Origin of the sequence: Streptomyces chartreusis NRRL 3882 (genome assembly GCF_900236475.1) — a bacterium.
Lineage (GTDB): Bacteria > Actinomycetota > Actinomycetes > Streptomycetales > Streptomycetaceae > Streptomyces > Streptomyces chartreusis_D.
Genome location: NZ_LT963352.1, coordinates 6,197,996 through 6,220,007, shown reverse-complemented (window position 1 = coordinate 6,220,007; position 22,012 = coordinate 6,197,996). Strand labels below are relative to the sequence as shown.

The window sequence follows — 22,012 nt, the reverse complement described above, 5'->3', positions numbered from 1 at the left end:
CGAAAACTGTCCAACCCCACCCGAGCACAACCCGTCCACACTCCCCTCCCAGGAAGGGCTCAGGCCCCCCACAGCCAGACCCCCCAGAGCCACACCTCCCCCACGCTGAGTTCCGCACCCCGAGACGAGTTGGAGCACCCATGCCCCAGCACGTACCGTCCCAGCTGCGCGCCGCGTCCCCCAGCGCGCCGCAGCACCTTCCGGCACTCCCCCCACATCCGTGCCGGATCGTCTTCCTCGCCCATCGCGATCTGGACAACCCGTCCGCCGGCGGCTCCGAGCTGCTGGTCGACAAGCTCGCCGACGGCCTGACCCGGCTCGGCCACCAGGTGACCCTGCTGTGCGGGGGCCCCGCGTCCTTCCGTGACTACCGGGTCGTGTCGGCGGGCGGCCCGTACGGGCACTATCTGCGCGCCCGGTCGGCCTTCGCCCGCCAGGTCGGCGACTGCGACCTGCTGGTCGAGGTGTGCAACGGCATGCCGTACCTGGCGCCGCTGTGGCACTCCGGACCCACGCTGTGCCTGGTCAACCACGTCCATACGGATCTGTGGAAGATGCGCTTCGGCGGGCCGCTGGCGCCGGCCGCGCGGCTCGGCCGAAGACTGGAGCACTGGGCGCTGACCGGGGCGCAGCAGCGGAGTCTGCTGGTCGCGGTGTCCTCCTCCACCGCGCACGCGCTGCGCGCGATCGGCGTGGAGCGGGACCGGATCCGGGTCGTGCACAACGGGGTCGAGGAGCCGGGGCCGCGGGCCGAGCGGTCCCCCGAGCCGTTGTTCGTCGCCGTCGGCCGGCTGGTCGAGTACAAGCGGATCGATCTGCTGCTGCGGTTGTGGGAGCGGGTGCGGCCCGTCACCGGCGGGCGGCTGGTCATCGTCGGGGACGGCCCCGAGCGCGGAAGGCTGGAGCAACTCGCCGGGCCCGGTGTGGAGTTCACCGGGTACGTGTCGGAGGCGGAGAAGCATCGGCTGTTGTGCGCTGCATGGTTGCTGCTGCATCCCTCGGCCGTGGAGGGATGGGGTCTGGTCGTGACGGAGGCCGCGGCACGGGAGACGCCGGCCGTGGCGTTCGACGTGCCGGGGCTCAAGGACTCCGTGGTGGATGGTGAGACCGGGGTTCTGGCGCGCGGTGAGTCGTCGTTCGCGGCGGCGTGGTGTGCGCTCGCGTTGTCCGGGCGTCGGCGGGAGCTGATGGGCAAGGCCGCGCGGGAGCGGGCGGCGAAGTTTCGGTGGGATCGGACTGTGCGGCAGTTCCGTGTGGTTGCCGCGGAGGCGGTGAGGGGCTGGGCTCCGTGATACCGCCGAAGCGCCCACGCGGCGGAGCCGCACATGTCACAGCACCGCGCCCCTATCGACACGACCCCTCGTTTCGTAGATCTCTTGCCCTGTTCCGTGCCTTCCTCCACGAGCAGGACGATCCCGACGCCTGCTATGCGTTGCTCGCCCGGGACGCGGTCGACCAGGTCGAGGCATACGACGGGCCCGTCGCCGGACGTACCGTCGTCGACGTCGGCGGCGGCAGCGGCTACTTCACCGAGGAGTTCCGCCGGCGCGGAGCGCAAGCGTTCCTCTTCGAACCGGACCTGGCCGAACTCGGTGAGAAACCCCCCGACTCGGCCGTCGTGGCAGACGGATACCTCCTGCCCCTCCGGGACGGCATCGCGGACGTCACGTTCTCCTCGAACGTGCTGGAGCACGTGGCCGACCCGGAGACGTTCCTGAGCGAGCTGGCCCGGGTGACGCGGCCCGGCGGGCTGATCTACGTGTCGTTCACCAACTGGCTGTCGCCGTGGGGCGGGCACGAGTGGGCCCCGTGGCACTACTTCGGTGCCGAGCGGGCCCGGGCCCGCTATCTGCGGCGGACCGGCAGGCCCGCCAAGCACACGCTCGGCGAGAACCTGTTCGCGGTGCACATCGGATCCACCCTGCGGCAGGTGCGCGCCCGGGACGACGTCACGGTCGTCTCCGCGCGCTCCCGCTACTGGCCGTTCCTCGCGGAAACCGTCGTCAAGGCGCCCGGCATCCGCGAGTTCGCCACCTGGAACCTCCTCCTCATCCTGCGGCGGTGTCCTACATGACAACCACGGTCCAGGCTCCTCCACCGGCAGCCGTCCCCACCACCGCGACCGCGGCGGGTCCGCCCGAGGGCCCGCGGTCGCGGCGCTGGCTGCTGGGTTTCTGGGCCGTGGTGTTCGTGCTGTTCCTGGTGGTGCGGCCGGGACGGCAGACCTTCGACACCAAGCTCGGTGTGACGGTCGACCCGGGTCAGTTCCTCGCCGACCTGGGGCAGTTGTGGCACGACCGGGCCGGGTTCGGCGGGATCCAGGACCAGTACGTCGGCTATCTGTGGCCGATGCTGCCGTTCTACTGGCTGTGCGACCTCGTGCGGTTGCCGGTGTGGCTGGCCGAGCGGCTGTGGCTGTCGATCGTCGTGTCGGTCGCCTTCTGGGGTGCGCTGCGGCTGGCCGAGCGGCTGCGGGTGGGCAGTGGCGCGTCCCGGCTGCTGGGGGCCGTGGCGTATGCGCTGTGGCCGGTGTTCACCACCGTGATCGGGTCGACGTCGGCCGCCGCGCTGCCCGGCGCGTTCCTGCCCTGGGTGCTGCTGCCGCTGACGAACGAGCGGTACGCCGCCCGGGTCGCGGCCCTGCGGTCGGCGCTGCTGGTGCCGTTCATGGGCGGCGTGAACGCCTCGGCGACCCTGGCGTCCCTGCTGCCGGTCGGGCTGTATCTGCTGTCCCGGCCCCCCGGGCCACGGCAGCGCAAGCTGATCGCCTGGTGGGCCCCGGCCGTGCTCGTCGTGACGGCCTGGTGGTGGGTGCCGCTGCTGCTGCTCGGGGTCTACGGCGAGAACTTCCTGCCCTACATAGAGACGTCGCAGACGACGACGGACACCATGTCGGCGACCGAGGCGCTGCGCGGCGCCGGGAACTGGGTCGCCTATCTGCACTTCGGTGAGGCGTGGCTGCCCGCGGGGTGGGCCGTGGCCTCGTCGGTCGTCGTGATCGTGTGCTCGGCGCTCGCGGCCGGGCTCGGTCTGGCCGGACTCGCCCGGCGGGACATGCCCGAGCGGCGGTGGCTCGTGCTGACGGTGCTCGTCGCGGCGCTGGTGCTGCTCGCCGGGTACGGCGGCGCGTTCGGGGCGCCGTTCCACGGGGTCGTGCAGGGCTGGCTGGACGGGTGGCTGTCGCCGTTCCGGAACATCTACAAGTTCCAGACGGGCCTGGCGCTGGCATTCGTGCTGGGCCTGGCCCATCTGGTGGGCGTCGCGGCCGAGCCACGCGGGGCCCGCCCGGTGCGCGGCCGGCGCTTCGCCCCGCTGGTCGCCTCGGTGCTGATCCTGCCGGGGCTGCTGTGGCCGTACCTCAACGGCTCGATCCTCAACCCGGGTTCCTTCCAGAAGCTCCCCGCCTACTGGCAGGCCACGGCCGACTGGCTGGAGAAGTACTCGCCCGACTCGCGCGCCCTGGTCGTCCCGGCGACCGCGCACGGCATCTACACCTGGGGCTCGCCCATCGACCAGCCGCTCGACGTGCTCGCCGAGTCGCGCTGGGCCCAGCGCGACTACGTCCCGTTCGGCACGCCCGGCAACCGGCGCGCGATGGACGCGGTCGAGCAGGCGCTGATGTCGGGTGCCGAAGTCCCGGGCCTGGCCGACTACTTGAGCCGAGCCGGACTGTACTACGTCGTCGTACGCAATGATCTCGATCCGGACCAGATCGGCCATGTGCCGACCGCGACCGTCAAGCGCACCCTCGAACAGTCGGGGTACGAGCGGGTGACGGGGCTGGGTCCGGTGATGACCGGCGGGCGGATCGCGCAGGACGCCCCGCTCCAGGTCGAGGGGCTGTACCCGCGGCAGCGGGCGGTGGAGATCTACCGGCCGGCCGGGCAAGAGGTGCTCCGGCCCGGGCAGGCGGGACTCATGCCGGTCTCCGACACGGCCGTGGTGTCCGGTGGCCCGGAGGCGCTGCTGCCGCTGGCGACGCGGCTGCGCGGGCGGGCGACCGTCCTGACGGGTGACAACCACCCGGGGCTCGGCACCCCGGCGGTGCAGGTGGTGGGCGACGGGATGCGGCGCGCGGACACCCGGTTCGGCCTGGTCAACGCCGGTACGTCGTACACGTACACGCGCGACGAGCGCAACGCGCCGGGCGCCCAGCAGGACGCGGGCGAGAAGCCGCGCCAGATCCTGCCGACCGAGGGCGCGGGTCACCAGACAGTTGCCGAACTGCGCGGCGCCCGTTCGGTGACGGCCTCCTCGTACGGCAACTGGCTGTTCCACCTGCCGCAGTTCGACCCGGTGAACGCCTTCGACGGCAACCCGGACACCGCGTGGACGGAGGGCGCGCCGGACACGCCGGACGGGCAGTGGCTGCGCATCGGCTTCACCGGCTCCTACGACATGCCGTCCGCCTTCAAGGTCACGCCGCTGCCGCAGGAGAGCGTGCGGGCGGCGGCGACCAAGGTGCGGGTGGAGACGGAGAAGGGCGAGCGGACGAGCTTCCTCCGGCCGAACGGCACGGCGCAGAGCGTCAAGGCGCCCGAGGGCGGCACGCGGTGGATGAAGCTGACGATCGTGGACTCGGTGGAGCGCCGGGCCGGGCTCACGGGCGCGGGCTTCTCCGAGATCGACCTGCCGGACGTGCAGGTGACGCGGCTGCTGCGGCTCCCGACGGACGCCGCCGACGCGACCTCGGACGCCACGGTCGTCTCCCTGCACCGGACCTCCGACCCGACCGGCCTCTCCGCGACCGGCACCGAGGCCGGCCTGCACCGCCGCTTCACGACACCGGCCGCCGGGACGTACGAGGTGACGGCGAGCGCGGTGCCGGTGCCGGGCGAGGAACTCGACCGGCTGCTGTACGAGGTCGCGCCCGAGCAGCAGTCCCGGATCGTCGCCACGGCCGACTCCACGGCGAGCCTCGGCGCGGGCCTCGCCGCACGCAACCTCACCGACGGCGACCTGACGACGGCGTGGATCGCGGGCGACCGGCCGACGATCCATCTGCGCTGGGAGGGCAAGCAGCCGGTCGGCGAACTGGTGCTGGCCCCCGCGGGCGGCCTGTCCACCCGCGCCTCCCAGGTGCACATCAGCTCCCCGGACGGCGCGACGATCGCCGGCGTCGAGGAGAACGGCTGGGTCCGCTTCCCGCCGATCACCACGGACCGGCTCGACATCACGATCACCGAGACCGCCCCGCTGACCCTGCACAACCCGGTCGCCGACGAGGATCTGCGCCTCCCCGTGGGCCTCACGGAGGCGTACATCCCCTCCCTCGACCAGTACCGCACCCCACAGCCGGACGGCACCCGGAAGTTCTCACTGCCATGTGGGAAGGGGCCCGACGTGGCGCTGGACGGCGAGCTCTACCAGACGACCGCGAAGGGCACCGTGAGGGACCTGGTGGAACGGCGGTCCGTCGAGGTGACGCTCTGCCGGCAGGGCCGGGCGGACACCGAGGTGGAACTGCCCTCGGGCGACCACCGGCTGGAGGGCGGCGATGCCGGCCCGCTCGCGCTGACGGACGTCACCCTGACCCGCGGGACGGTCCCGGAGGCCGCCGCGGCCGGGCGTGAGCTGCGGGTCCGCGACTGGCTGGGCGACCGGCGCGAGGTGACGGTCGGCTCGGGCGCGGCCTCGTACCTGACGACGTACGAGAACTTCAACGACGGCTGGAAGGCCACCCTCGACGGCAAGGAGCTCACCCCGTTGCGGCTCGACGGCTGGCAGCAGGGCTGGCGGATCCCGGCCGGGGCGGGCGGCACGGTCAAGCTGTCCTACGAACCGGCCACCACGTACGACGCCGGGCTGATCGGCAGCGGCGCCGGCATCGCGGTGCTGCTGGGCCTGGCGCTCTGGCGCCGCCGCGCCCCCAATCCCGACGCACCGCAACCCGCCCCGCCGCTGCCCGGCCTGTGGCTCGGCACGGTGGCGCTGACGCTGGTCGGTGCGGTGATCGCGGGCTGGTTCGCGCTGCTGGTCCCGGCACTGGCGCTGCTCGCGGCCAGGCGGCACGCGCTGCTGGTGCCGATCGCGTTCGTGGCGCTGGCCGGAGCGGGGGTCGCTGCCGCGATCGGGGCCGGGGAGCCGGTGGGGGCGGGCGCGGGCGCGTTCGGCCGGACAGCCCAACTGCTGGCGCTGATCGGCCTGTTCGCAGGACTGGTAAGCCTGCACGAGCCCGCTGGGGGGAGGAACGAGCCCGCATGACGACACCGGTACGCGTCCCGTTCCCGGTGGTGGACGAGGTGTCCCGGCACTGCCTCCAGGAGGAGGAGCCGGAAACGGTCCACATCGAGGTCCACCTCCCCGGGCCCGTCGACCAGACCCGCCTGCGCAAGGCGTTCACGGAGGCCCTGCACCGGCACCCGCGGATCCTGATGCGGGAGGCCCGGGGGCCGTGGTACCGGCGGCGTTACGAGTGGGAGCTGACGGCGGAGCCGGACGTGGAGGTGGTGACCTTCGCCCCGGCGGGCCCGCGAGCGCTCCAGGACGCCCGGACCCGGGCGCTGACGGAGGCACCACCCCTGTCGATGTCCCCGCCGATACGGCTCGAAGTGGTGGACTCGGTCCTCTTCCTGACCATCAACCACACCGCCCTCGACGGTCCGGCCTGCCTCCGCATACTCGCCACCGCCGCAGAGCTCTACGGCGGCACGGACAACTCCCCCGCAGCACCCCCCACCCGCCCTGCAGCACCCCCGCAACAAGCCCCGGACATCCCCACCGCCTGGTCACCCCCCGCACGGGTGGCGCCCGGCACCCCCGACCCCTCCCCCGGCAACGGCATGCTCGTCACCGAGCTCCCCCTCCCGCACCGCCCCAAGGGCTCCCCCTACACCGTCAACGACCAGCTCATGGTCACCACGGCCCTGACCATCGCCCACTGGAACCGGGAGCACGGCGCCCTCCCCCACTCTCGGCTTCGCTCGAGCGGGGGGACCCCCATCCGCCCCCTGCGCATCACCATGCCCGTCGACGACCGCCCCCGCGACACCACGATGCCCATCGGCAACGGCACCCGCCTGGTCGAAGTACCGTTCCTGCCGTCGGAGCTGGACGTCACGGACATGCCCGCCCTGCTGCAGCGCACGGCCACCCGCACCCGCGCCCTCAAGTCCCTGCCCCGCCCCCAACTGGGCCACGGCGCCGCCCTCCTCACCGCCCCCTGGGCCCCGGTCGCCGCCCGCGCCGCCCTCACCCGCGCCCTGCGCCGGGCCGCCGCGCCCTGGACGTCGACGACCCTGCTCAGCAACATCGGCCGTATCCCGTACCCCCTGGACTTCGGCGAGGAGACGGGCCGCGCGCACGCCGTCTGGTTCTCGGCGCCGGCCCGGATGCCGCGCGGCCTCACCGTGACCACCGCCTCCACCGCCGGCCGCCTCCACCTGGCCCTGCGCTGGTCCCGGGCCCTGCTCAGCCACGGCGACGGCGCCCACCTCCGCGACCTGTTCGAGCACTATCTCCACACCACGGAGGTGAGCCCGTGACGACCTCCCCCGTGCAGCCGCGCGACCTGCGCGACTTCTACGAGAACCCGGCCGTGCCCGTCGCCTCCGGCACCCCTCGCAGCCTCCGCCAGGCCCGCATGCTGGCCGCTGCCCTCGGCCCGGCGGGCCCGAAGCCGCGGACGATCCTCGACATCGGCTGCGGGGACGGCACCGCCGCCGCCACCGCGGCCCCGCTCCTCCCCGGCCACCGTGTCATCGGCGTCGACTGGTCCCAGGACGCCCTGAGGCGCGCCCGCACCCGCATCCCGTACGCGGTCCGCGGTGAACTCACCGGCGGCGGGCTGCCGTTCGCGCCGGAGTCGGCCGACGCCGTGCTGTTCAGCGAGGTGATCGAGCATCTCGTCGACCCGGACGCGGCGCTCGACGAGATCCGCCGGATCCTGCGGCCCGGCGGGCATCTGATGCTGTCCACGCCGAATCTGGCCGCCTGGTACAACCGCGCCCTGCTGCTCGCCGGCGTCCAGCCGGTCTTCTCGGAGGTCAGCCTGCGCGGCATCCACGGCCGCCCGGGCCGGGAGGTCGTGGGTCATCTGCGCCTCTACACCGCCCGCGCGCTGCGGGAGTTCGTCGCCGCGTCCGGATTCACGGTCGTGACGCTCGAAGGCGCTCCCTTCCACGGCGTACCGCGCCCGCTGCGGCCGCTGGACCGGCTGGCCTGTGCCCGGCCGCAGCTGGCGTCGATCCTGCTGCTGCACGCCAGGAGGACCTAGCCCATGTGGTGGGGAGTGGCCGCGGCCCTGCTGGCGAACACCCTGTACAGCCTGGGCTTCGTGCTGGAGAAACGGGCGCTCACCGCCCTGCCCGAGGTGACGATCCGGCAGCCCGCCAGGCTGCTGCGCCTCGTCCTCGGCAGCCCGCTGTGGATCGGCGGCTCCCTCGCCCTCGCGGCCGGTTTCGGCGCCCAGCTCGTCGTGTACCGCACCCTCCCGATCGCCGCCGCGCAGGGCATCTTCGTCTCCGGCCTCGTGCTGCTCGTGCTGCTGTCGGCGCGGCTGCTCGGGGAGGAGACCAGCGGCCGGGAGCGGTACGCGCTGGGCGCGATCCTGCTCGCGCTGCTGATGGTGGTGCTGTCGCTGCGCGAGGGCTCGGACACCGTCAGCCAGGACGCGCCGTACCAGTTGATCCTGCTGGTGTGCGTGCCGTCGCTGGCGGCCGGGCTGTGGCTGTACGGCTCCGCCGAGCGGCGGGCCCGCAACCGGCACCGGCGGCCGACGACCGGCGTCGAGTACGGCGTGGCGGTGGGCCTGCTGTACGGCGTCAGTTCGCTGGCCATCAAGGGGGTCTCCAGCCATCTGACGACCAGCGGGATCGGCGGTGCGGTGCTGGACCTGCTGGGCTCCCCGTATCCGTATCTGCTGCTGTTCACCGGTGTGTTCGGCCTGGTGATGTCGCAGGCGGCGCTCCAGCGCTGCCGGGCCTCGCTGATCGTGCCGGTGTGCACGACCGTGACCAGTCTGTTCACGGCGGTGCTCGGCACGCTGTCGTTCGGCGAGGCCCTGCCGGACGAGCCGCTGCGGCTCGCGCTGCGGGTGGCGGGCACGGCCCTGGCGGTCGCCGTGCTGCTGACCATGCCGAAGCACGACCCCGCTCCCCGACCCTCCGCACCAGCCAAGGAGTTGGCGTCCCCATGAAGCCCGACGACCCGCTGCTGAAGATCCTGGCGTGCCCGCTCGACAAGGGCCCGCTGCATCTGCTGGCCGAGGAGGCCGGGCAGGAGGAGGCGCTGTACAACCCGCGGTTGCGCCGCCGCTATCCGATCGTCGACGGCATTCCGCAGCTGCTGCCGTCCTCGGGCGAGCAGGTCCCGGACGACGAGCACGAGGAACTTCTCCAGAGGATGGCCCCATGACCAGCCTGGCCGCCCGCCTCGCTCCCTTCCTGCCCACCCGCCTGGTGGCGGCGACGGCCCGGGCGCTCTACCCCCGGTTCGAACCGGAGCTGGCGCGGCTCGCCGAGCTGTGCCCGCCGCACTGCGGTACTGCGGTGGACGTCGGCGGCTGGTACGGGCCCTGGACGCACCGGCTGTCCGGCCTGGCCGAGCATGTGGTGACGATCGAACCGGTGCCCCATCTGGCCCGGCTGCTGGCCGCCGCCGTCCCGCCGAACGTACGGGTGATCCGTGCGGCGGCCTCGGACCGCCCGGGCATCGCCCGCCTGTGGCTGCCGTCGGGCGATTCGGGCGACCGGGGCGTGTCGTCGCTGGTGCGGCGCGACATCCACGGCCGGGCGCTGGACGTCCCCTGCGTCACGCTGGACGAGCTGGGCCTGCGCAACGTCGGCTTCATCAAGATCGACGTGGACGGCAACGAGCCGGCTGTCCTGCGCGGCGCGACGGGTCTGCTGGCCCGCGACCGCCCAGCCCTCTTCGTGGAGCTGGAGTCCCGCATCCAGCCGGTCGCCCCTGTGGTGACCTACCTGTCCCTGCTCGGCTACGACGGCTGGGTCCTGCCTGGCGACACCTGGGTGCCGCTGGCGAACTTCCCCCTGGAGGACCATCAGGCGGGCGCCTCTCACGTCGTCTCGCACGGACTGCTCCGCCGCGTCCTGCCGTCCCCGCTCCTCAGGGGCCCGCGCTACGTCAACTCGGTCCTCTTCCTCCCGGACGGCCGCCGCCCGGGCACCGCGCCGGTGGGCGACGATGGTTCCCATGCCCTCCGGAAAGCGCCCCGCTAGCCCCTTCACACCGCTCGACTTCCAGCTGGTGCTGCTGCGTCGCATGGCCGACCACAACCCGGACCTGGTGGAGGACGCCCGTCACGAGCTGGGGGCCTCCCTCGCGGCCATGCGCGAGGCCAACAAGCGCTGGCAGGCGATGGTCCGCTCCCCGCGGTCCCGCGCGCCCCTTTCCCGCTACCGCTCCGTGCTGGGCGGACCCGAGTCCCGTACTGCCCGCCGGATCGGCGACCTGGACTGCGAGGCCTGGCTGTGGCCCGTACCGCTCTGGCCGGACCTGCGCTTCGAGGTGCTGACCGCCCCGAACGGCGTGGTGTGGAACGAGTGGCTGGTCCGCGCCCCGGGCGCCGCGGGGCCCGAGCTGCGCACGCTCGACGACCTCACCCCCTGGTCCTGCACGGTCGACGAGGCGGCCCGCGCCTTCGCCCCGGCCCGTCCCCTCCAGGGCTCGGCCCCGACCCGCTGGGGGCTGGCGTTCACCGCGCCGGACGCGCAGGGGGCCCGGTGGGAGGTCGTCGCGGAGTTCACCTGGGGGCTGTTGCAGCGGGTGGCCGTCACCGGCCGTCAGGGCTGACGAGCGCCGACCCTTCCGGCCCGGCCGGGCCGCCGGGGCCGCGCGGGCACGCAGCGCCACGCGAGGCCCGCGGCGGCCAGGTAGGCGAGCGCCCCGATGAGCATGCTGGTGCGGATGCCGGTGCCGTAGTCGGCGGCGGAGGCGAGCAGGCTGCCGCCGAGGGCGACGCCGGTGGCGCTGCCGATCTGGCGGGTGGTGTTGAACAGGGCGGAGGCGGCCCCCGAGTACGCCGCGGGGGCGGCGCCCATCACGGTGGCGGTCGAGCCGGTGAGGGCGAAGGACGTGCCGAATCCCGCGGCCATCATCGGGGCCACCAGCAGCGCGTAGGCCGGGTCGGCGCCCGCCGCGGCCCAGCCGGCCGGCCCCAGGGCGGCCAGCAGCATCCCGGAGACCACCAGCGGGCGGTCGCCGGTGCGGCGGGCGAGCCGCCCGGACAGGACGGAGGCGAACATCGTCATCGCCACCGCCGGGAACAGCGCGAGACCGGTGCCGAGGGCGCTGTAGCCGCGCTCGTGCTGGAACTCCAGGCTGGCGGTGAACACCATGCCGTAGAAGCCGAAGTTGAACAGCAGGCCGATGCCGGCTGCGCCGCTCATGGCGCGGGAGCGCAGCAGGCCGAGCGGGAGGACCGGGGACCGGGCCAGCCGCTCGCGCACCACGAACGCCACGGCGGCCGACACGGCCAGACCCGCACCGGCGAGCACGGCCGGATCGGCCCAGCCCCGCCGTCCGGCCTCGTTGAGCGCCCCGGTCAGCAGCGCCACCGCCGCCACGACCGCGCACTGCGCCGGCCAGTCCAGGGCCCGGCCGCCGGGGTGAGCGGGCCACGTGCCGCAGCGTCAGCACCAGGCAGACCACACCGACGGGCAGGTTGACGAGGAACACCCAGCGCCAGCCCACCGTGGAGACGAGCAGCCCGCCCAGCAGCGGCCCGGCCGAGGCCGCGATGCCCGCCATGGAACCCCACAGCCCGAAGGCCCGCGAGCGTGCGGCCCGCTCGGGGTAGGCCTGCTGGAGCAGGGCCAGGGAACCGGGCACGATCAGCGCCGCGCCCAGCCCCTCCACGAGCCGGGCCACCACCAGGAAGAGCGTGCCGGGCGCGAGCGCGCACGCCGCGGACGACACGGTGAACACCGCCACGCCCGCACAGAACACCCGGCGGTTGCCCAGCCGGTCCCCCAGCGCCCCACCGGTCAGCAGGAACCCGGCGAAGACCAGGGTGTACCCGTCGGTGATCCACTGGATGCCGGTGAGCGAGGCCGACAGCTCCCGCCCGATCACCGGCACGGCGACGTTGATGACCGTCACGTCCAGGATCACCATGAAGTACTCGGCGCACACCGCGAGCAGCGGTGCCCAGGACCGTCGCTCGGAGGGCATGGCCCTACCACTACACCAAAAACGGCATGGAAGGACGTAAAGGGGCGTAAGGTACTCAGCCGGCGGCGGCCAGGACCGCCTCGACCACCCTCGGCACGGACTCCGGGTGCAGCCACAGGAACAGGTTCGGCTCGATCAGCTCCAGCTCCATGACGCACGGCTCCCCGTCCGGCCCGGTGACGAGGTCCACCCGCGCGTACAGCAGCTCCTGCTGCCCGGGGACGGCGGCCAGCGCCCGCTCGGCGACGTCGAGTTCGGCGGCGGTCGGCTCCCAGGGCCGGAGGTCGGGGTGGGCGACCTTCTCGGCGTCGTACGGTGTGTCCGGCGCGAGGACCGCGCCCTTGCGGCTGGCGTGCAGCAGGCGTCCGCCGAAGAACTGCAGGGCCCGCTCCCCGTGCGTGTCGATGCCGGTCAGATAGGGCTGGAGCATGACGGTGAAGCCCTCGGCGTGCATCCGCTCGACCTGGCGCAGGGCGGCGTCCCGCTCCCCGGCGGGGTAGCGCGCGGCGTACCGGGCACCCGCCCCCGAGGTGGGCTTCACGACGTACTCGTGGTCGGCGGGCAGCTCGACGGGATCGCCGGGCGCGAAGTAGCGGGTCGGCACGGCGGGCACCCCGGCCTCCGCGAGCCGGCCCAGGTACCTCTTGTCGGCGTTCCACCGCACGACGTCCACCGGGTTGGCCAGCCGCGTCACCTTCCCGCACCGCTCGGCCCACGCCGCGAACTCCTCGGCCCGCCAGCTGTAGTCCCAGGTGGACCGTATGAGGGCCAGGTCGTAGCCGGCCCAGTCGGCCGACGGGTCGTCCCAGTGGACGGCGGCGGCCTCGGCCCCGGCCTCCCGCAGCGCGTCCACCAGCCCCGCCAGGTCCCGGTCCTTGCTCTCCACGCCACCGGGGTCGTAGGTGACGAGCGCTATGCGCGGGGTGCCGGCCACGGCGACTCCATCCTCGGACCAACGATCGATTCCGGCGCAGGCTAACAATCCGGCCCGGAACCGCGACACCCTGTTTGACCTTCACCTTTGGTGAAGCCCCAGCATCGGTGGCGGAACCGGGAAGCGCGCGGAACCCGCGGAGCGCAGGGGATCGCATGGACATATCGCATGGGGATCGCATGGACATGCTGACGATCGGCGCGTTCGCGAAGGCGTGCCGGCTCTCGCCGAAGGCACTGCGCCTGTACGACGAGCTGGACCTGCTGCGGCCCGCCCGGGTGGACCCGGACACCGGATACCGGTACTACGCGGTCGGGCAGTTGGAGCAGGCCCGGCTGGTGGCGTGGCTGCGGCGGCTGGGCATGCCGCTGGCCGAGATCCGCCAGGTGTGCCGGCTCCACGACCGCGACTCCACGGCCGCCGCCCGGGAGATCCGCGCCTACTGGGCGCGTGTCGAGGCGGAGACGGCGGTACGGCGGGACCTCGCCGCGTTCCTGGTCGATCACCTGACGGAGGACTCGGACGAGTCCGGAAAGGACACCGCCATGCTGGAACTGCGTTACTCCGCCCACTCGGACACCGGTCGCGTCCGCCCCGCCAACCAGGACACGGCGTACGCGGGCGCCCGGCTGCTCGCCGTCGCCGACGGCTTCGGACCGGCGGGCGCGCCCGCGAGCAGCGCCGCCGTGGAGGCACTGCGCTTCCTCGACACGGACGAGGTCCCGGCCGGCGGGGTCCTCAACCTCCTGGAGGACGCGGTGCGGGGCGCGGCCCAGGCCGTCCGGGACGTGGCCGACGGCGCCGACGAAATCGGCACTACCCTGACCGCCCTGCTGTGGACGGGCTCACGGCTGGCCCTGGTGCACATCGGCGATTCCCGCGCCTACCTGCTGCGCGACGGGGAGCTGTTCCTCATCACCCACGACCACACGGTCGTCCAGTCGATGATCGACGAGGGGCGCCTGACGCCCGAGGAGGCCGTCTCCCACCCCCAGCGGTCCCTCCTCCTGAAGGCCCTGACGGGCGACGGTGCCGCCACGGTCCCGGACCTCCGCCTGCACGACGCGCACCCGGACGACCGTTACCTGCTGTGCTCCGACGGCCTGACCGGTGTGGTCGCCGAGGACCGGATCCGGGAGCTCCTCGCCTCGCGGGGCACCCCGGACGAGACGGTCGGGGCCCTGGTCGGGGCGGCGAACGAGGCCGGCGGGCCGGACAACGTCAGCTGCGTGGTGGCGGACGTCGTGGCGGTGTGACCCGGACGGCCCATGACCACGGGCCGTGACCGGCCCCGGCCGGTCTACTGGGCGGGACACCGATCACAGGAAGGGATTTCCCATGGCTGCTGTGCTGTCCTTGCGCTGGGCCGGGGTGACGCCCGAGCAGTACGACGCGATGCTGGCCGAGGTGCGCTGGGAGGCGCAGGTGCCGGACGGGCTCGTCCTGCACGTGGCCTGGTTCGAGGCGGGCGCCCTGCACGTGACCGACGTGTGGAACGCCGAGGCTGACTTCGAGCGCTTCTTCGCCGAGCGCCTCTCTCCGGCCGTGCAGAAGGTCGGTCTCCCCGGCAAGCCCGAGTTCCACTTCACGCCGGCACACCGGCGGTTCGTGCCGCCCGGTGCCGCCGGGGCCGCCTGACACCCCGGATCGCGCTACCCCTCCTCCCCCGGCTCCCAGTCCAGCAACCGCACCTTCGCCACCGTGCGGACGTGCCGTCGCATGGCCGTGGCCGCCTGACGGGGCTGCTGTGCGGCGATCGCGTCGAGGATGGCCTGGTGCTGGGAGAGGGAGCGGGACGGGCGGCCGGGCTGACGGAGGGACTCGGTGCGGCTCTCGGCGATCTGCTCGGCGATGGAGCGCATGAACTCCTCGAGCAGACCGCTGTGGGCCGCCGCCGTCACCGCCGCGTGGAACAGCCGGTCGCCCTCCACGCCGTGACCGCCCGCCTCGATCTCCTCCGACATGTGCGCGAGCGCCGAGCGCAGCGCGGCCAGGTCCTCCTCCGAGCGCCGCTCCGCGGCCAGTTCGGCGAGCTTCGTCTCCAGCGCCTCCCGGGCCTCCAGGACATCGGGCAGGCGCCGGCGGCGTTCCACCATCCGCTCGACCGGTTCGGTGTCGAGGCTGTCCCGCACGAGGTACGTGCCACCCCCGTGCCGGGCCTCCACCAGGCCCTGGACCTCCAGCACCACGATCGCCTGCTTCACCGAGGCGCGGCTCACCCCGAGCCGCTGGGCCAGATCGCGCTCGGGCGGCAGCCGGTCGCCGGCGCGCAGGCCGCCCTCGACGACGTACTGACGCAGCCGCTCCAGCACCTGTTCGTAGAGGCGCTGTTTGGTCATGGGGCGCAGGGCGTCGGTCACGGGGTCCCCCTCTCGCCGGGAGCGTAACACCGGCACTTGTCGTGGCCGAGTGGCTGAACCAATTCTCGCGCACCCCCTTGACGGGCGTCCGGGCCGCACCCACGCTTTCAGCCAACGCACCTCAAGTGGCTCAGCCACTCGGCCACTCTCCTGGTGCTCCCAGCCGCTCCGGGGCCCAAAGACGGGAGCCCGTATGTCCCCTGAACTCATCTCGATCCTCGTCCTCGTCGTGGTGTTCGTCATCGCCACCACCCGTTCCGTCAACATGGGCGCGCTCGCCTTCGCCGCCGCCTTCGGGGTCGGCGGGCTCGTCGCCGACCTCGATGCGGACGGCATCTTCGCCGGCTTCCCCGGCGACCTGTTCGTCGTCCTGGTCGGCGTCACGTACCTCTTCGCGATCGCCCGCGCCAACGGCACCACCGACTGGCTGGTGCACGCCGCCGTCCGGCTCGTGCGGGGGCGGGTGGCGCTCATCCCCTGGGTGATGTTCGCCCTGACCGGGGCGCTCACGGCGATCGGCGCGGTCAGCCCGGCCGCGGTGGCGATCGTCGCCCCGATCGCCCTGAGCTTCGCCGCCCGGTACGGGATCAGCCCGCTGCTGATGGGCGCGATGGTCGTCCACGGCGCCCAGGCCGGCGGCTTCTCGCCCATCAGCATCTACGGCTCGATCGTCAACGGCATCGTGGAACGCGAGAAGCTGCCGGGCGACGAGGTGGTGCTGTTCCTGTCGTCACTGGCGGCGAACCTGGTGATCGCGGGAGTGGTGTTCATCGTCTGCGGCGGCTTGAAGCTGTGGGCGCGGGGGGCCGTGGACGAGGGCGATGGAGACATGGCTGCGGGCAGTCGTGCCGCTGGGGCGATGGGGGTCCCCCCTGCTGGAGCGAAGCCGAGAGCTCGGGGGAGGGTGGGCGCAGCGGCACCCCGCTCCGCCGAGCTGCGGCCCAACCCGACAGCGACCCTCACGCCCAGCACGGAAATCACCACCCTCACCCCATCCCGCCTCGCCACCCTCACCTCCCTCCTGGCCCTGGTCGTCGCCGTCCTCGTCTTCGACCTGGACGCAGGCCTCACGGCCATCACCCTCGCCGTCCTCCTCAGCACCGCCTGGCCGGACGACAGCCGCAAGGCGGTGGGCGAGATCGCCTGGCCGACAGTCCTCCTCATCTGCGGCGTCCTCACCTACGTGGGCGTCCTCGACGAGATGGGCACCATCACCTGGGCAGGCGAGGGCGTGGGCAACATCGGCATCCCGCTGCTCGCCGCCGTCCTGCTCTGCTACATCGGCGCACTCGTCTCGGCCTTCGCCTCCTCCGTGGGCATCATGGGCGCCCTGATCCCCCTGGCCGTGCCGTTCCTGGAACGGGGCGAGATCGGCGCGATCGGCATGGTGGCGGCGCTCGCCGTGTCCGCGACCGTCGTGGACGTGAGCCCGTTCTCCACGAACGGCGCACTCGTCCTGGCCGCCGCGCCGGACGTCGACCGCGAGCGTTTCTTCCGGCAGCTGATGGTGTACGGAGGGATCGTGGTGGCGGTCGTACCGGCGGCGGCATGGCTGGTGATGGTCGTCCCCGGCTGGGGATAGCCCCGGCGTCCACAGCGAACCGCACGCAACAGCCAAGGAGATGACGCGTGACCCCTCTCTTCCCGGGCCTGACCGAACCCCCGGCCGACCACCCCGCCCTCCGGTTCGGCGAGCGCTCCCTCACCTACGCGCAGCTCGCCGCCGCGGCCGGAGCACTCACGGGCCGCATCGGCGAGGCCACGCGGGTCGCCGTCTGGGCGACGCCCACCATGGAGACGGCCGTCGCCGTCGTCGCCGCGCTGCTGGCCGGCGTCCCCGCCGTGCCGCTCAACCCGAAGTCGGGCGAGAAGGAACTCGGGCACATCCTGTCCGACAGCGCGCCCGACCTGGTGCTCACGGCACCGGACGACCAACTCCCCGCCCCCGTACGGGACCTGCCCCGCCTCGACATCGACGTGCACGGCACCGGGCCGGTCCCCGGGGACCACGCCGACGAGTCCGACCCGGCCCTGATCGTCTACACCTCCGGCACCACCGGCCCGCCCAAGGGTGCCGTCATCCCGCGCCGGGCGATCGCCTCGACCCTGGACGCGCTGGCCGACGCGTGGCAGTGGACCGGCGACGACGTACTCGTCCACGGACTGCCGCTGTTCCATGTGCACGGCCTGGTCCTGGGCACGCTCGGCCCGCTGCGGCGCGGCGGTTCGGTGCGGCACCTGGGCCGCTTCAGCACGCAGGGCGTCGCCCGGGAGCTGAACGCCGGGGCGACCATGCTGTTCGGCGTGCCGACGATGTACCACCGGATCGCGGAGGCGGTGACCGGCGACCCGGAGCTGGTGAAAGCGCTGACCGGGGCGCGGCTGCTGGTGTCCGGTTCCGCCGCGCTGCCCGTCCACGACCACGGGCGGATCGCGACGGCGACCGGGCGGCGGGTGATCGAGCGCTACGGCATGACGGAGACGCTGATGAACACCAGCGTCCGTGCCGACGGCGAGGCCCGCCCGGGCACGGTGGGCGTGCCGCTGCCGGGCGTGGAGCTGCGGCTGGTCGAGGAGGACGGCTCGGAGGTCACCGCGTACGACGGTGAGACCGTCGGCGAGATCCAGGTGCGCGGCCCGAACCTGTTCACCGAGTATCTCAACCGGCCCGACGCCACCGCCGCCGCCTTCACCGCGGACGGCTGGTTCCGCACCGGCGACATGGCGGTGCGCGACCCCGACGGCTATGTCCGGATCGTCGGGCGCAAGGCCACCGATCTGATCAAGAGCGGCGGTTACAAGATCGGGGCGGGGGAGATCGAGAACGCGCTCCTGGAACACCCGGGGGTGCGGGAGGCCGCCGTCACCGGGGAGCCGGACGCCGACCTGGGCGAGCGGATCGTGGCGTGGATCGTCCCGGCGGAGCCCGATTCCCCGCCGTCGCTGGAGGAGTTGGCGGATCACGTGGCCAAGCGTCTCGCCCCGCACAAGCGCCCCCGGGTCGTCCACCACCTCGACGCCCTGCCCCGCAACGACATGGGGAAGATCATGAAGCGGGCGCTGCCCCATGACTGAGCGCCTCCCCGGGACTGAGCGCCCCTCCGCCCGCGCGGTCGCCGACGCCATCGCCGACGACTCCACCTTCGCCGAACTGCCGGCCGTCATACGGGACGCGAAGCCGGACGGCCCGCTCGGCTGGCCCGGCTACGACGCCTTGCGCACCCGTGCCGCCGAACGCACCGGCGAGCAGGAGTCCGTGGTCTGCGGCACCGCCCGCGTCGGCGGTACCCGGGCCGTGCTGATCGCCTTCGAGTTCGGCTTCCTCGGCGGCTCGCTCGGCGAACGCACCGGCGACCGGCTGGAGGCGGCGTACACCTACGCCCGTGAGCACCGCCTCCCGGTCGTGCCGCTGGTCGCCACCGGCGGCAGCCGGATGCAGGAGGGCATGCTCGCCCTGACCCAACTCCAGCGCGTGGCCCGGCAGTCGGCGCTCACCAGGGAAGCGGGACTCGCGCAGGTCGCCGTGGTGCGCGATCCGACCACCGGGGGCGGCTGGGCCACCCTGGGCGCGGGCGCCGACGTGGTCCTCGCGCTGCCCGGGGCCCAGGTCGGCTTCGCCGGCTCCCGGGTGCGGCCGGCGGACGCGGACCCGGCGGCCTACACGGCCGAGGCGCAGGTCGCGGCGGGGGCGGCGGACGCGGTCGTACGGCCGGAGGACCTGCGCGGGACGCTGGGCCGGTGGCTGCGGCTGCTGACGTGCCCGTCCGGCACGCCGGCGCCGCCGCCCGAACCGCTCGGCGACGACGCGGGCCTGCCCGCCACCGGCTGGGACGCCGTCCGGCGCGCCCGCTCACCCCGGCGCCCGCGCGCCGCCGCCTACTTGGACGCCTACTTCTCCGACCGAGCGGCGATCAGCGGCGACCGCTGCGGCGGCACGGACCCGGACGGCATGCTGTGCGGCTTCGGCACGCACGAGGGCCGCACGATCGCGTACGCCGCGCAGACCGGAACCGCGACCCGCCCCGCCGGCTACCGCACCGCCGCCCGTCTGATCCGTCTCGCGGACCGGCTGGGCATCCCGGTGCTGACCCTCGTGGACACCCCGGGCGCCGCCAACGACGCGGCGGCGGAGCGGCAGGGCGCGGGTCCCGCGATCGCGGACCTGTTCGGCGCGGTGGCGGGCGCCCGCACCCCGGTGACGACGCTGGTGATCGGCGAGGGCGGCTCCGGCGGCGCGCTGGCGCTGGCCGCGCCCGGCAACACCTGGGCCACCCCGGACAGTTACTTCTCGGTGATCGCGCCGGAGCTCGCGGCGGCCATCCTCAAGCGGCCGCCCCGCGAGGTGGAGACGACGGCGGACCAGCTCCGCATCCGGCCGCAGGATCTGGTGGAGCTGGGGGTGATCCGGGGGACCGTGGGTCCGTGAGAGTTCGGTGGATGCCTCCCGCAACATCAAGTACCTTCCGTGACAATGGAAATGCTCAGTGCAGTGGGACGACGGGGGTGCCGTGGACGGGTTGGTCGAGTTCAGGACCGGTGACGGTGCCGTGGTCGCGGTCGAGGCGGTGGAGGAGCGGTCCGGCTCCCGCCTGGTCTCCCGCGGCGACGGCACGGTCCAGGCGACCCGCACCTTCGAGGGCGCCCTGGACGGGGTGCGCTCGGCGGCGGAGTCCGCGCTGCGGGTGTTCCGCGACGGCTCGCTGAAGCCCGACGGCGTGGAGATCGAGTTCGGGGTCAAACTGTCCGCGGAAACAGGCGCGTTCATCGCCAAGGGCACCGCCGAGGGCCACCTGGTGGTCAGACTGACCTGGTCCCCGGCCGGTCCGGAGACCAGCCCCGCCTCATGAACAGCGCCGAGTGGCACGCCCGGATCGAGTTACGGGGCCGGGTGGCCGGAGCCGGCTTCCTGGTCGCGCCCGGCACGGTGCTGACCTGTGCCCACGTCGTGGGGGACGGCGAGGGCCTGACCGTGACCTTCACCGAGCGGCCCGGCTCCCCGCCCGTGCCCGCCCGGGTGGTCGCGCACGGCGGCTGGACCGGCTCCAGCACCGACCTCGGCGACCTCGCCGTGCTGGAACTCGACGAGGAGGTGCCGATCGCCCCGGCCGCGCTGGCCCCGGTCGACGCCGCGCACGGCCCGGCACCGCGCAAGCTCGTCGTCTACGGCTTCCCGGTCGGCTTCGACGAGGGCACCCTCGCCGAATACCGCGTCACCGCACCCCAGTTGATCAAACGGGAGTGGATCCAGCTGGAGGCCTGGCACCCGGGCGGCCAGCCCCTGGCCCCCGGCTTCAGCGGGGCCGCCGTCACCCTGGCCGACACCGGCGAGGTCGTCGGCATGGCCACGGCGGCGGCCGGCACCCGGGACGTGCGCACCGGCCGGATGATGCCCACCCAGGTCATGGCCCGCTACTGGCCCGCACTCCAGAGCCTGGTCCCCACCTCCGACCACACCACCGCCGACCGGGCCCGGTTGCGTGCCCTGGTCGAGAAGGCGGCCCGCGCGGGCGTGGACTGCGACCCGGTCCGGCTCTACACGGCGGCGGCCGACCCGTTCGATCCGCCGCCGCCCGAGGAGGGGTTCGACTCGCTGTGGTCGGCGGCCCTGTTCGTCCTGTGCGAACTCGACGGCCCGGGCGCCGCGCGGACGGTGTCCCGGTTCGCCGACCGGCTTCAGGCCCTGCTGCACACCCCGGCCGTGGAGCCGTCGGCGCCCGACTGGTCGCCCATCCTCGTCGAACTCGGACACAGCGGCGCGGGCGACGACCTGGTCCGTGTCGAGGTGTCCGCGTACAGCGAGGGGCGGCGGCACCCGGTGGACTCGGGCACGGTCGAGCAGCACCGGCTGCGCGCTTACGTCCAGGACCGTATCGAGGCGGCCTTCCGCTATCTGACGCCCGGCGCCGACGAGTTGGTCGCCTTCGCACTGCCCCGGGACTGGCTGGACTGGCCCGTCGACCGCTGGGAGAGCGCCCCCGACGACGCCACCCCGCTCGGCTGCGTCTACCCGCTGGTCGTCACCGACCACGCCCGGCGCAAGGCCAGCACCCGGCATGTCCTGACCCGGGCCTGGAAGCGCCTCGACGCCTTGCCGGGCGCGCGGCTGCACCGCGTGGAGTGCGGCGGCCCGCAGGAGCCCGGGCGGCTGCGGATGCTGCTGCGGCGGCCCGACGCCTGCCTCGCCGGGTTCGGCACCGCCCCGGCCGCCTCCCGCACCCGGCCGCACTTCGACACCTCGCTCACGGCGCCGGCCCCGGTCATCGTGTGGTCGCGCGACGGCTGCGGCTCGGGGCAGGAGGACTGCTCCGGAGCGGACGGCTGCACCGGCAAGGCCTTCCTCGACGCGCTCGACGCCTGCCTCAGGGCCGTACCGCCCGCGGAACTCCCCCGCCGGATCCTGGCCCTGCGCGAGGAGGCCGACGCCGAGGAGGACCACTGGGCCCACGGCATCCAGCTGCTGTGGGACGACCCGCGCGTCTTCACCGACCCGCATGCCGTCGCCGCCCACGCCCGGACCCCGGTGGCCTGACCACCGCTGACACGGCCCGGAGCACCCGAGAAACACCAGCTCGACAACGGAGAGCGG

The 22,012-nt window shown here is 73.7% G+C and carries 18 protein-coding genes and 1 pseudogene; 16 read left to right on the top strand and 3 right to left on the bottom strand.

All coding sequences use genetic code 11. The annotated features are described in order from the left end of the window. Positions 1–140: 140 nt before the first annotated feature. Genes SCNRRL3882_RS28110 through SCNRRL3882_RS28070 form a run of 9 tightly spaced genes read left to right on the top strand, consistent with a single transcriptional unit; the run spans position 141 to position 10,752 of the window. Positions 141–1,292 carry a glycosyltransferase family 4 protein gene (locus tag SCNRRL3882_RS28110; protein ID WP_010042310.1) on the top strand — a complete coding sequence of 384 codons (1,152 nt, stop codon included), beginning with the start codon at positions 141–143 and terminating at the stop codon, positions 1,290–1,292. Further along, positions 1,292–2,074 carry a class I SAM-dependent methyltransferase gene (locus tag SCNRRL3882_RS28105; protein WP_418952376.1) on the top strand — a complete coding sequence of 261 codons (783 nt, stop codon included), beginning with the start codon at positions 1,292–1,294 and terminating at the stop codon, positions 2,072–2,074. The genes SCNRRL3882_RS28110 and SCNRRL3882_RS28105 overlap by 1 nt, the downstream gene beginning before the upstream one ends. Further along, positions 2,071–6,204 (top strand): alpha-(1->3)-arabinofuranosyltransferase, encoded by a 4,134-nt coding sequence (locus SCNRRL3882_RS28100; RefSeq protein WP_010042305.1) that lies wholly within the window; start codon positions 2,071–2,073, stop codon positions 6,202–6,204. The genes SCNRRL3882_RS28105 and SCNRRL3882_RS28100 overlap by 4 nt, the downstream gene beginning before the upstream one ends. After that, on the top strand, positions 6,201–7,484 hold the full coding sequence (locus SCNRRL3882_RS28095; protein WP_102514874.1) for a condensation protein: 1,284 nt from the start codon (positions 6,201–6,203) through the stop codon (positions 7,482–7,484). Before SCNRRL3882_RS28100 ends, SCNRRL3882_RS28095 begins: the two co-directional genes overlap by 4 nt. Further along, entirely contained in the window at positions 7,481–8,215 is a 735-nt protein-coding gene (locus SCNRRL3882_RS28090) for a class I SAM-dependent methyltransferase (protein WP_010042301.1), read from the top strand. Before SCNRRL3882_RS28095 ends, SCNRRL3882_RS28090 begins: the two co-directional genes overlap by 4 nt. Before the next feature lie 15 nt (positions 8,216–8,230). Next, positions 8,231–9,136 carry a hypothetical protein gene (locus tag SCNRRL3882_RS28085; RefSeq protein WP_029181348.1) on the top strand — a complete coding sequence of 302 codons (906 nt, stop codon included), beginning with the start codon at positions 8,231–8,233 and terminating at the stop codon, positions 9,134–9,136. Next, complete coding sequence (locus SCNRRL3882_RS28080) at positions 9,133–9,354, top strand: Trm112 family protein (RefSeq protein WP_010042297.1); 222 nt, start codon at positions 9,133–9,135, stop codon at positions 9,352–9,354. The genes SCNRRL3882_RS28085 and SCNRRL3882_RS28080 overlap by 4 nt, the downstream gene beginning before the upstream one ends. After that, positions 9,351–10,178, top strand: coding sequence for an FkbM family methyltransferase (locus tag SCNRRL3882_RS28075; RefSeq protein WP_010042296.1), 828 nt, complete (start codon positions 9,351–9,353; stop codon positions 10,176–10,178). The genes SCNRRL3882_RS28080 and SCNRRL3882_RS28075 overlap by 4 nt, the downstream gene beginning before the upstream one ends. Beyond that, a complete protein-coding gene (locus SCNRRL3882_RS28070; protein ID WP_040903445.1) occupies positions 10,144–10,752 on the top strand; it encodes a hypothetical protein in 609 nt (202 codons plus the stop codon). The genes SCNRRL3882_RS28075 and SCNRRL3882_RS28070 overlap by 35 nt, the downstream gene beginning before the upstream one ends. Here SCNRRL3882_RS28070 and SCNRRL3882_RS28065 read toward each other — a convergent pair. Together SCNRRL3882_RS28065 and SCNRRL3882_RS28060 are read right to left on the bottom strand one after the other, a co-directional pair. Next, positions 10,743–12,132 (bottom strand): annotated as a pseudogene (locus SCNRRL3882_RS28065) (MFS transporter). The gene SCNRRL3882_RS28070 and the pseudogene SCNRRL3882_RS28065 overlap by 10 nt on opposite strands. A gap of 55 nt (positions 12,133–12,187) precedes the next feature. After that, positions 12,188–13,066: an ATP-grasp domain-containing protein gene (locus SCNRRL3882_RS28060; RefSeq protein ID WP_010042287.1), complete on the bottom strand. Its 879-nt coding sequence runs from the start codon at positions 13,064–13,066 to the stop codon at positions 12,188–12,190. A gap of 179 nt (positions 13,067–13,245) precedes the next feature. Between SCNRRL3882_RS28060 and SCNRRL3882_RS28055 the strand changes: the two genes are divergently transcribed. After that, positions 13,246–14,322, top strand: coding sequence for a MerR family transcriptional regulator (locus tag SCNRRL3882_RS28055; RefSeq protein ID WP_010042285.1), 1,077 nt, complete (start codon positions 13,246–13,248; stop codon positions 14,320–14,322). An 82-nt stretch (positions 14,323–14,404) separates the two neighbouring features. Continuing rightward, positions 14,405–14,704, top strand: a complete 300-nt coding sequence (locus SCNRRL3882_RS28050; RefSeq protein WP_010042283.1) for a hypothetical protein — start codon at positions 14,405–14,407, stop codon at positions 14,702–14,704. Positions 14,705–14,718: 14 nt separating this feature from the next. Here SCNRRL3882_RS28050 and SCNRRL3882_RS28045 read toward each other — a convergent pair whose 3' ends face one another. After that, the gene (locus tag SCNRRL3882_RS28045) at positions 14,719–15,426 is read right to left on the bottom strand and encodes a FadR/GntR family transcriptional regulator (RefSeq protein WP_010042281.1); all 708 of its coding nucleotides are present in this window, start codon (positions 15,424–15,426) and stop codon (positions 14,719–14,721) included. Positions 15,427–15,619: 193 nt separating this feature from the next. On the opposite strand from SCNRRL3882_RS28045, the gene SCNRRL3882_RS28040 reads away from it, so the two are divergent. The 5 genes from SCNRRL3882_RS28040 (at position 15,620) to SCNRRL3882_RS28020 (ending at position 21,955) form a co-directional block, all read left to right on the top strand. Next, entirely contained in the window at positions 15,620–17,008 is a 1,389-nt protein-coding gene (locus tag SCNRRL3882_RS28040) for an SLC13 family permease (protein ID WP_102514873.1), read from the top strand. A gap of 47 nt (positions 17,009–17,055) precedes the next feature. Next, positions 17,056–18,501 carry an acyl-CoA synthetase gene (locus tag SCNRRL3882_RS28035; protein WP_010042276.1) on the top strand — a complete coding sequence of 482 codons (1,446 nt, stop codon included), beginning with the start codon at positions 17,056–17,058 and terminating at the stop codon, positions 18,499–18,501. Continuing rightward, complete coding sequence (locus SCNRRL3882_RS28030) at positions 18,494–19,852, top strand: carboxyl transferase domain-containing protein (RefSeq protein ID WP_010042274.1); 1,359 nt, start codon at positions 18,494–18,496, stop codon at positions 19,850–19,852. Before SCNRRL3882_RS28035 ends, SCNRRL3882_RS28030 begins: the two co-directional genes overlap by 8 nt. A gap of 82 nt (positions 19,853–19,934) precedes the next feature. Then, positions 19,935–20,273 (top strand): CU044_2847 family protein, encoded by a 339-nt coding sequence (locus SCNRRL3882_RS28025; RefSeq protein ID WP_040903464.1) that lies wholly within the window; start codon positions 19,935–19,937, stop codon positions 20,271–20,273. After that, entirely contained in the window at positions 20,270–21,955 is a 1,686-nt protein-coding gene (locus SCNRRL3882_RS28020) for a trypsin-like peptidase domain-containing protein (RefSeq protein ID WP_010042271.1), read from the top strand. Before SCNRRL3882_RS28025 ends, SCNRRL3882_RS28020 begins: the two co-directional genes overlap by 4 nt. Positions 21,956–22,012: the final 57 nt, after the last annotated feature.